This window comes from Streptomyces sp. XD-27 (genome assembly GCF_030553055.1).
GTDB lineage: Bacteria > Actinomycetota > Actinomycetes > Streptomycetales > Streptomycetaceae > Streptomyces.
The window spans coordinates 2,698,881-2,708,765 of sequence record NZ_CP130713.1 but is presented as its reverse complement, the minus strand read 5'-3'; the positions used below and the strand labels follow the sequence as shown (position 1 = coordinate 2,708,765).

The 9,885-nt window shown below is 74.8% G+C and carries 2 protein-coding genes and 3 pseudogenes; all 5 read left to right on the top strand.

Annotation, left to right across the window (positions count from 1 at the left end):
- Positions 1-9: 9 nt before the first annotated feature.
- The 5 genes and pseudogenes from Q3Y56_RS11720 (at position 10) to Q3Y56_RS33430 (ending at position 9,878) form a co-directional block, all read left to right on the top strand.
- A complete protein-coding gene (locus Q3Y56_RS11720) occupies positions 10-6,504 on the top strand; it encodes a type I polyketide synthase (protein WP_304461893.1) in 6,495 nt (2,164 codons plus the stop codon).
- Between the two features lie 8 nt (positions 6,505-6,512).
- A pseudogene (locus Q3Y56_RS11715) lies at positions 6,513-7,370 on the top strand (acyltransferase domain-containing protein); the annotation flags it as partial.
- Positions 7,347-7,646, top strand: a pseudogene (locus Q3Y56_RS33440) (hypothetical protein); the annotation flags it as partial. The pseudogenes Q3Y56_RS11715 and Q3Y56_RS33440, both read left to right, overlap by 24 nt.
- A gap of 201 nt (positions 7,647-7,847) precedes the next feature.
- Positions 7,848-9,014, top strand: a pseudogene (locus Q3Y56_RS33435) (beta-ketoacyl reductase); the annotation flags it as partial.
- Positions 9,015-9,137: 123 nt separating this feature from the next.
- On the top strand, positions 9,138-9,878 hold the full coding sequence (locus Q3Y56_RS33430) for a phosphopantetheine-binding protein (RefSeq protein WP_369696853.1): 741 nt from the start codon (positions 9,138-9,140) through the stop codon (positions 9,876-9,878).
- Positions 9,879-9,885 lie beyond the last annotated feature (7 nt).

The window sequence follows — 9,885 nt, the reverse complement described above, 5'->3', positions numbered from 1 at the left end:
GACGACGCAATGGTGAACAACGAGGACAAGCTGCGCGACTACCTCAAGCGGGCGACCGCCGATCTGCGTCAGGCCCGCCGACGGCTGCGCGAGGTCGAGGAGCGGCACCAGGAGCCCATCGCCATCGTCGCGATGAGCTGCCGCTACCCCGGCGGCGTCCGCACTCCCGAGGACCTGTGGCGGCTCGTGCTCGACGGCCGGGACGCCATCTCCGGCTTCCCGACCGACCGCGGCTGGGACATCGAGACGCTCTACGACGCCGACCCCGACCAGGCGGGCGCCAGCTACGTCAGCGAGGGCGGGTTCCTCTACGACGCGGGCGCCTTCGACCCCGCCCTCTTCGGGATCTCGCCGCGCGAGGCGCTGGCCATGGACCCGCAGCAGCGGCTGCTGCTGGAGACGTCCTGGGAAGCGTTCGAGCGGGCGGGCATCGACCCCACGTCGCTGCGCGGCCACCGGACCGGCGTCTTCGCGGGCGTGATGTACCACGACTACACCTCGCGGCTGGACTCCGTACCCGAGGGCGTCGAGGGCTTCCTCGGCACCGGCAGCTCCGGCAGCATCGCTTCCGGCCGGGTCTCGTACACCTTCGGCCTCGAAGGCCCGGCGGTCACCGTCGACACGGCCTGCTCGTCGTCGCTGGTGACGCTGCACATGGCCGTGCAGGCGCTGCGGAACGGCGAGTGCTCGCTGGCGCTGGCCGGCGGCGTCACCGTCATGGCGACCCCGTCCACCTTCACCGAGTTCAGCCGTCAGCGCGGGCTCGCCGCCGACGGGCGCTGCAAGCCGTTCGCGGCCGCCGCCGACGGCACCGGCTGGGGCGAGGGCGTCGGCATGCTGCTGGTGGAGCGGCTGTCGGACGCCCGCCGCAACGGCCACCCGGTGCTGGCGGTCGTCCGGGGCAGTGCCATCAACCAGGACGGCGCCAGCAACGGGCTCACCGCCCCCAACGGCCCCTCTCAGCAGCGCGTCATCCACCAGGCCCTCACCAACGGGCGGCTCTCCGCCGACGACGTGGACGCGGTGGAGGCGCACGGTACGGGGACGACGCTGGGCGACCCGATCGAGGCCCAGGCCCTGCTCGCCACGTACGGCCAGGACCGTCCCGAGGACCGGCCGCTGCTCCTCGGCTCGATCAAGTCCAACATCGGCCACACCCAGGCGGCGGCAGGGGTGGCCGGAATCATCAAGATGGTCAAGGCCATCGAGCACGGCGTGCTGCCGCAGACCCTGCACGTGGACGAGCCGACGCCGCACGTGGACTGGTCCGCGGGCGCCGTGTCGCTGCTGACCGAGACCACGCCGTGGCCGGAGACGGGGCGTCCGCGCCGTGCGGCGGTGTCGTCGTTCGGGTTCAGCGGCACCAACGCCCACACCATCCTTGAACAGGCTCCCGTGGGGGCACCTCCCAGCGGCAGCGCTGGGGGAGAGCCCGAGGAGGAGGAGAACGCGGCCGAGGCCGCTCCAGCGGCGCCTCGCGAACTGGGCGTACTGCCGTGGGCGCTGTCCGGCAAGAGCGCGGCGGCGCTGCGGGCGCAGGCCGAACGGCTGTTGGCGTACGCGACGGCCGAGCCGGAGCCGCGGCCACTGGACGTGGGCCTGTCACTCGCCACGACGCGCGCAGCGCTGGACCACCGTGCGGTGGTGGTCGGGCACGACCGTGACGAACTGGTGGCGGGGCTGGGCGCGCTGGCGGACGGTGCGATGGCCGCAGGCGTCGTGCAGGGAACTGTCACTGCCGGTCAGACGGCATTCGTGTTCCCGGGGCAGGGGTCGCAGTGGGTGGGGATGGCGGTGGGGCTGTTGGATGCCTCGCCGGTGTTCGCCGCCCGTATCGAGGAGTGCGGCGCCGCACTGGCGGAGTTCTGCGACTGGTCGTTGGTGGATGTGCTGCGGGGAGTCGAGGGGGCGCCGTCGCTGGAGCGTGTCGACGTCGTCCAGCCGGTGCTGTTCGCGGTGATGGTCTCCCTCGCGGAGCTGTGGCGTTCGCTGGGCGTTGAACCCGCCGCCGTGGTGGGCCACTCCCAGGGCGAGATCGCGGCCGCCTGCGTGGCGGGGGTGCTGTCGCTTGAGGACGCGGCGCGTGTGGTCGCCTTGCGGAGTCAGGTGATCGGTCGGGTGCTGGCGGGCAAGGGCGGGATGGTGTCGGTCGCGCTGCCGGTGGCCCAGGTCCGCGAGCGGATCGCCGCCTGGGGCGAGGAGCGGATCTCGGTGGCGGCCGTCAACGGGCCGGCGTCGGTGGTTGTCTCCGGTGAACCGGACGCGTTGGACGAGCTGCTGGCCTCGTGCGAGGCGGATGCGGTCCGGGCCCGCCGCGTTCCCGTGGATTACGCCTCGCACTCCGCCCAGGTGGAGCTGCTCCGCGACGAACTCCTGGCCTGCCTGGCCCCGGTGTGTCCGAAGGCGGCGGACGTGCCGTTCCTGTCCACCGTCACGGGCGAGTGGGTCAAGGGCCCGGAGCTGGATGCGGAATACTGGTTCACCAACCTCCGCCGCACCGTCGAACTCGAAGGCGCCGTCCGGCGGTTGCTGGACGACGGCTTCGGCGTCTTCATCGAGTCCAGCGCCCACCCGGTGCTGACCATGGCGGTGCAGGAGACGGCCGAGGACGCGGGCCACGAGGCCGCCGCGCTCGGCTCGCTCCGGCGCGACGAGGGTGGGCTGGAACGCTTCTGGCTGTCGCTGGGCGAGGCGTGGACGCGCGGCGTGGCCGTCGACTGGAACGCCGCCTACGCGGAGACCGGCGCCGACAGGATCGACCTGCCGACCTACGCCTTCCAGCACGAGCACTACTGGCTCGAAGCAGGCACCCCCGAGACCGCCGAAGTCGCCGCCGCCGACCCCCTGGAAGCCCGCTTCTGGGAGGCCGTCGAGCGCGAGGACTGGCAGGCACTCGCCAGTGACGTGGACGTCGACGGCGACCAGCCCCTCAGCTCCTTCCTCCCCGCGCTGTCCTCGTGGCGCAAGCAGGCCCGCGAGCAGTCCACCGTCGACGGGTGGCGCTACCGCGTGACGTGGAAGCCGCTCTCCGATGGACAGTCCGCGCGGCTCTCCGGCACCTGGCTCGTCGTGGTGCCACAGTCCGAGGTCGACGGTCCTTGGACCACCGGTACGGTTCGTGTGCTCGCCGAACGCGGCGCCACCGTACGGCAGATCAGTGTGGACACCGAGGCGTCGGACCGTACGGCGCTGACCGACCGACTCCGTGCCGAGCTGGCGGACACCGGCTCCGTGACCGGTGTCCTCTCCCTGCTCGCCCTGGAGGAACGCCCGCACCCCGTGCACTCCTCCGTCCCCTCCGGCGTCGCCGCCCAGCTCGCACTCATCCAGGCCCTCGGCGACGCCGAGGTCACCGCCCCGCTGTGGTCCGCCACCCAGGGCGCCGTCTCGGTCGGCCGCGCCGACCCGCTGGACTCCCCGGCACAGGCGCTGGTGTGGGGCCTCGGCCGGGTGGCCGCCCTGGAACACGGAGAGCGCTGGGGCGGTCTGATCGATCTCCCGGCCCTTGCCCACCCGGAGCCCGACGACCGCGCGTTCACGCGCCTCGTGACCGTAGTGGCGGGCATCGACGACGAGGATCAGATCGCCATCCGGCCCGCCGGGCTGTTCGCCCGCCGCCTGCTGCGCGCCCCGCTGGCCGAGACCCCCGCCGTACGGTCGTGGCGGCCCGACGGCACCGTTCTCGTCACCGGCGGTACGGGCGCGCTCGGCGCGCACGCGGCCCGCTGGCTGGCCCGTAACGGCGCCCGGCACCTCGTCCTCACCAGCCGCCGCGGTCCGGACGCCCCCGGAGCCGCCGAGCTGCGCGACGAACTCGTCGCCCTGGGCGCCGAGGTGTCCGTCGCCGCCTGCGACGTCGCCGACCGCGACGCGCTCGCCGCGCTGCTGGCGTCCGTACCGGCCGAGCACCCGCTGACCGCCGTCGTGCACACCGCCGCCGTCCTGGACGACGGGGTCATCGAGGCGCTGACGCCGGAGCAGGTCGACCGGGTGCTGAAGGTCAAGGTCGACGCCACGCTCCACCTGCACGAACTCACCAAGGACCGGGACCTGTCCGCGTTCGTGCTGTTCTCCTCCTTCGCCGCCACCTTCGGCGCGCCCGGCCAGGGCAACTACGCGCCGGGCAACGCCTTCCTCGATGCCTTCGCCGAGTACCGGCGCGCCGCCGGGCTGCCCGCCACCTCCCTCGCCTGGGGTCCGTGGGGCGAGGGCGGCATGGCCGAGGGGGCGGTCGGCGACCGGATGCGCCGCCACGGTGTCATCGAGATGGCCCCGGCGTCGGCCGTCACCGCGCTCCAGCACGCCCTGGACCGCGACGAGACCGCCCTGACCGTCGTCGACATGGAGTGGAAGCGCTTCGTCCTGGCCTTCACCTCCGGCCGCTCCCGGCCGTTGCTGCACGACCTGCCCGAGGCCCGGGACGTCATCAAGGACATGAGCGGGGCCGCCGACGAGGACGCGGCGGGCGGCGCCGCCGCCCTGGCGCAGCAGCTCGGCGGGCTGCCCGAGCCCGAGCAGGAGCGGCTGCTGCTGGACCTGGTGCGCGGCGCGGTCGCGGCTGTCCTCGGGTACGCCGGACCCGAGGCCGTCGAGGCGGGCCGGGCCTTCAAGGAGCTGGGCTTCGACTCCCTGACCGCCGTCGAACTGCGCAACCGGCTCGGCGCGGCCACCGGACTCAAGCTGCCGCCCACGCTGATCTTCGACTACCCGACCCCGACGGCCCTCGCCAGGCACCTGCGGACGGAGTCGTCCGGCGGGCAGCATGCGGCGAGCGCCGCCCCGCTCCCCGTCCCAGCGGCCCAGGCGGACGCCGGCGAGCCCATCGCCATCGTGGCCATGAGCTGCCGCTTCCCCGGCGGCGTCCGCACCCCCGAGGAACTGTGGCAGCTGCTCGCCTCCGGCGGCGACGCGCTGTCGGAGTTCCCCGCCGACCGCGGCTGGGACGTGGCATCCCTGTACAACCCGGACCCGGACGCACAGGGCACCAGCTACACCCGGGAGGGTGGATTCCTCACCGGCGCCGCCGAGTTCGACCCCGGCTTCTTCGGGATCTCGCCGCGCGAGGCCATGGCGATGGACCCGCAGCAGCGGCTGCTGCTGGAGACCTCGTGGGAGGCGTTCGAGCGGGCCGGCATCGACCCGGTGTCCCTGCGCGGCAGCCAGGCCGGGGTCTTCGTCGGCACCAACGGCTCCGACTACTCCCTCCTCATGCGGAACACCACCGACGGCGGCTACGAGGGGCACCTGGCCACCGGTAGCGCCGCCAGCGTCGTCTCCGGCCGGCTCTCCTACACCTTCGGCCTGGAGGGCCCGGCGGTCACCGTCGACACGGCCTGCTCCGCCTCCCTCGTGGCGCTGCACCTGGCCGTGCAGGCGCTGCGGAACGGCGAGTGCGCCGTGGCCCTGGCGGGCGGGGTCACCGTCATGGCGACGCCGGGCACGTTCATCGAGTTCAGCCGCCAGCGCGGACTGGCCTCCGACGGCCGGAGCAAGGCGTTCTCGTCGGACGCCGACGGCTTCAGCCCGGCCGAGGGCGTCGGCATGCTGCTCGTCGAGCGGCTCTCCGACGCCCGGCGCAACGGCCACCCGGTGCTGGCCGTCGTCCGCGGCACCGCCATCAACCAGGACGGCGCCAGCAACGGCCTGACCGCCCCGAACGGCCCGTCCCAGCAGCGCGTCATCCGGCAGGCGCTCGCCAACGCCCGGCTGTCGTACGCGGACGTGGACGTGGTCGAGGCGCACGGCACGGGCACGACGCTCGGCGACCCGATCGAGGCGCAGGCGCTGCTGGCCACCTACGGCCAGGACCGGCCCGCGGACCGGCCCGTGCTGCTCGGCTCCGTCAAGTCCAACATCGGGCACGCCCAGGCGGCCGCCGGCGTCGCGGGCGTGATGAAGCTGGTCCTGGCCATGCGGCACGGCGTCGTACCGGAGTCCCTGCACATCGCCGAACCGACCCCGCACGTCGACTGGTCGGCGGGCGCGGTGTCGCTGGTGACCGAGGCCACGCCGTGGCCGGACGCCGACCGCCCGCGCCGCGGCGCCGTCTCCTCCTTCGGCTTCAGCGGCACCAACGCGCACGCCATCCTGGAGCAGGCACCCGCCGAAGAGCCCTCCGGCAAGACCCCGGAGGCAGCCCCGATCACCCCGGCCTCGATCACCTCGGCCCCGGTCACCCCAGCCCCGATCACCCCGGTCCCGGCCACCCCCTGCCGTGGGTGCTCTCCGGCCGCACGGAGGCGGGCCTGCGGGACCAGGCGCGGAAGCTGCTGGCTCACCTGGAGGCCGAACCGGCGCCGCGCCCGGTCGACGTCGGCTGGTCGCTGGCCACCACCCGGAGCACGCTGGAGGAGCGCGCCGTCCTGGTGGGCACCGACCGCCCCGACTTCGTGCGCGGCCTGGACGCCCTGGCCCGCGGACAGGCCCTGCCCGGCCTCGTACAGGGGTCCGGTATCGGGGGCAAGGGGGCGTTCCTGTTCCCGGGACAGGGGTCGCAATGGGTAGGCATGGCCGTGGGCCTGTTGGATGCTTCGCCAGTGTTCTCTGCCCGGATCGATGAGTGCGCCGCCGCGCTCGCGGAGTTCACCGACTGGTCGTTGGTGGATGTGCTGCGGGGGGTCGAGGGTGCGCCGTCGCTGGAGCGGGTGGACGTCGTCCAGCCGGTGCTGTTCGCGGTGATGGTGTCGCTGGCCGAGCTGTGGCGCTCCGTGGGCGTCGAGCCGTCGGCCGTGGTGGGCCACTCCCAGGGCGAGATCGCCGCCGCGTGCGTCGCCGGGGCGCTGTCCCTGCCGGACGCGGCCCGGGTCGTGGCGCTGCGCAGCCAGGTGATCGGCCGCGAGCTGGCCGGTCTGGGCGGCATGGTGTCGGTGGCGCTGCCGGTCGCGCGGGTGCGGGAGCGGATCGAGCGGTGGGGGGAGGAGCGGATCTCGGTGGCGGCGGTCAACGGCCCGTCCTCCGTTGTCGTCTCCGGCGAGCCCGCCGCACTGGACGAGTTCCTGGCCTCCTGCGAGGCCGACGAGGTCCGGGCGCGCCGTGTCCCCGTCGACTACGCCTCGCACTCGGCGCAGGTGGAGCTGCTCCGCGAGGAGCTCCTGGCCTGCCTGGCGCCGATCCGGCCGCAGGCGCCCCAGGTGCCGTTCCTGTCGACCGTCACGGGGGAGTGGGTGACGGGCCCGGAGCTGGACGCGGAGTACTGGTTCACCAACCTGCGGCGCACGGTCGAACTGGAATCGGCTGTCCGGCGGTTGCTGGACGAGGGCTTCGGGGTCTTCATCGAGTCCAGTGCGCATCCGGTGCTGACGATGGGCGTGCAGGAGACGGCCGAGGACGCGGATCGCGCTGTCGCCGTGCTCGGTTCGCTGCGCCGAGACGAGGGCGGCCTGGAGCGCTTCTGGCTGTCGCTGGGCGAGGCGTGGACGCGTGGTGTGGCCGTGGACTGGCGGGCCGTGTACGGCGACGACGCGCGCCGCGTCGACCTGCCCACGTACGCCTTCCAGCACCAGCACCTGTGGCCGCAGGCCCCCGCCGTCGAGACCACCGTCCCGGCGCAGCGCGCCGACGACGTCGACGCCCGCTTCTGGAAGGCCGTCGAGCGCGAGGACCTGGAAACCCTGGCCGGAACCCTGGAGTTCGCCGACCCCGACGGGCTGGACTCGCTCGGCGCCGTCCTGCCCGCGCTGTCCTCCTGGCGCAAGCAGGCCCGCGAGCAGTCCACCGTCGACGGCTGGCGCTACCGCGTCACCTGGCAGCCCCGGCCCGAGGGGCAGCCCGGACGGCTCTCCGGCACGTGGTTGCTCGTCGTACCGCGTACGGAGGCCGACGGCGCCTGGGCCGCCGGCGCCGCCCGCATGCTCGCCGAACGCGGCGCCGCCGTACGGCGGCTCGTCGTGGACGTCGACGCCGTGGACGCCGACGCCGTGGACCGCGCGGCCCTGACCGCGCGGCTGCGCGCGGAGCTCGCCGGGAACGCCGGGAGCATCAGGAACACCGGGAACGCCGCGAGCACTGTGGGCGCCGGGAACGGCACGGGCGCGGAGGCGGCGGAGCTCGGTGAGTACGCGACCTCCCGCGACGGACGCGAGGCCGCCCCCGCACGGGACGGTGCCGGATCCGCCGCCGTCACCGGGGTGCTGTCCCTGCTGGCGCTCGCCCAGGAGCCCGGCCCCGACGGGGTGCACGCCGGGCTCGCCGGTACCGCCGCCCTCGTGCAGGCCCTCGGCGACGCCGACGTGGACGCCCCGCTGTGGTGTGCCACCCGCGGCGCCGTCTCCGTCAGCCGCTCGGACCGGCTGGCCGACCCCGCGCAGGCGCCGGTGTGGGGCCTGGGCCGGACCGCGGCCCTGGAGCACCCCGAGCGCTGGGGCGGCCTGGTCGACCTCCCGGCCGCCGCCGACGAGCGGGCGCTGTCCCGGCTGGCCGGGGTGCTCACCGCCGCCGACGGCGAGGACCAGCTCGCCGTGCGCGCTTCCGGCGTCTTCGTCCGCAGGCTGGCACACGCCCCGCTCGCCGGCGCACCCGCCGTACGGTCCTGGCGGCCGGACGGCACCGCGTTGGTCACCGGCGGTACGGGCGCGCTCGGCGCGCACGTGGCCCGCTGGCTGGCCCGCGGCGGCGCGCGGCATCTGCTGCTGACCAGCCGCCGCGGGCTCGAAGCCCCCGGCGCCGCCGAGCTGCGCGACGAACTGACCGCGCTGGGCGCCGAGGTGACGATCGCCGTGTGCGACGTGGCCGACCGCGAGGCCGTCGCGGCGCTGCTCGACGCCGTCCCCGCCGACCGGCCGCTGACGGCCGTCGTCCACGCGGCCGGTGTGCTCGACGACGGCGTCCTGGACGCGCTGACGCCCGACCGGTTCGCGACCGTACTCGGACCGAAGGCCGACGCCGCCCGCCACCTGCACGAACTCACCCAGGGCCGGGACCTGTCCGCGTTCGTGCTGTTCTCCGGCGTCGCGGGCACCCTCGGCGACGCCGGGCAGGGCAACTACGCGGCGGCCAACGCCTACCTCGACGCCCTGGCCGAGCAGCGGCGCGCCGACGGGCTGCCCGCCACCTCCGTGGCCTGGGGCCGCTGGGGCGACACCGGACTCGCCGCGGGCGGCGCCATCGGGGAGCGGCTGGACCGCGGCGGCGTGCCCGCCATGGCCCCGGCCGCCGCGATCGTCGCCCTCCAGCAGGCCCTGGACCACGACGACGTGGCCGTCGCCGTCGCCGACATCCAGTGGGAGCGGTTCGTCCACGGCTACACGGCGGTCCGCCCCAGCCCGTTCATCGGCGACCTGCCCGCGGTACGGCGGATGACCGAGGCGGCGGGCGGCGGCGAGCCCGGCCCGGCCGAGGCCCCCGCGTCCGCGCTGCGGCAGCGGCTGGCGGGCATGCCCGCCGCCGAGCAACTGCTGGTCGTCACGGAACTGGTGCGCTCCCACGCGGCCGCCGCGCTGGGCCACACCACCACCGACGAGGTCGGCGCCCAGCGGGCGTTCAAGGAACTGGGCTTCGACTCGCTCATCGCCCTGGAGCTGCGCAACCGGTTGGGCGCCGCCACCGGGCGGAAGCTCCCCGCCACGCTGGTCTTCGACCACCCGACTCCGGCGGCCCTCGCCGCGTTCCTGCGGTCGCAGCTGGTCGAGGACGGCGGCGCGGCGGCGGCGCCGGGCATCGCGGAGCTCGACAAGCTCGAATCCGCGCTGTCGGTGCTGGACCCGGCGGGCGAGGACGGCGAGCGGCGGGCGGAGATCGCGGCCCGGCTCCAGGCACTCCTGGCGACCTGGAACGAGCCCCGCGCGGCGACCGGCGACGGCGCCGCCGAGGTGACGGAGCAGCTGCAAGAGGCAACGGCGGATGAGGTCTTCGACTTCATCGAGAAAGAACTCGGAATCTGAGGATCCT

What these genes read in the sequence shown, in the direction of transcription:
- Q3Y56_RS11720 (WP_304461893.1), top strand. Translation starts at nt 10, where the DNA reads ATGGTGAACAACGAGGACAAGCTGCGCGACTACCTCAAGCGGGCGACC.
- Q3Y56_RS33430 (WP_369696853.1), top strand. Translation starts at nt 9,138, where the DNA reads ATGGCCCCGGCCGCCGCGATCGTCGCCCTCCAGCAGGCCCTGGACCAC.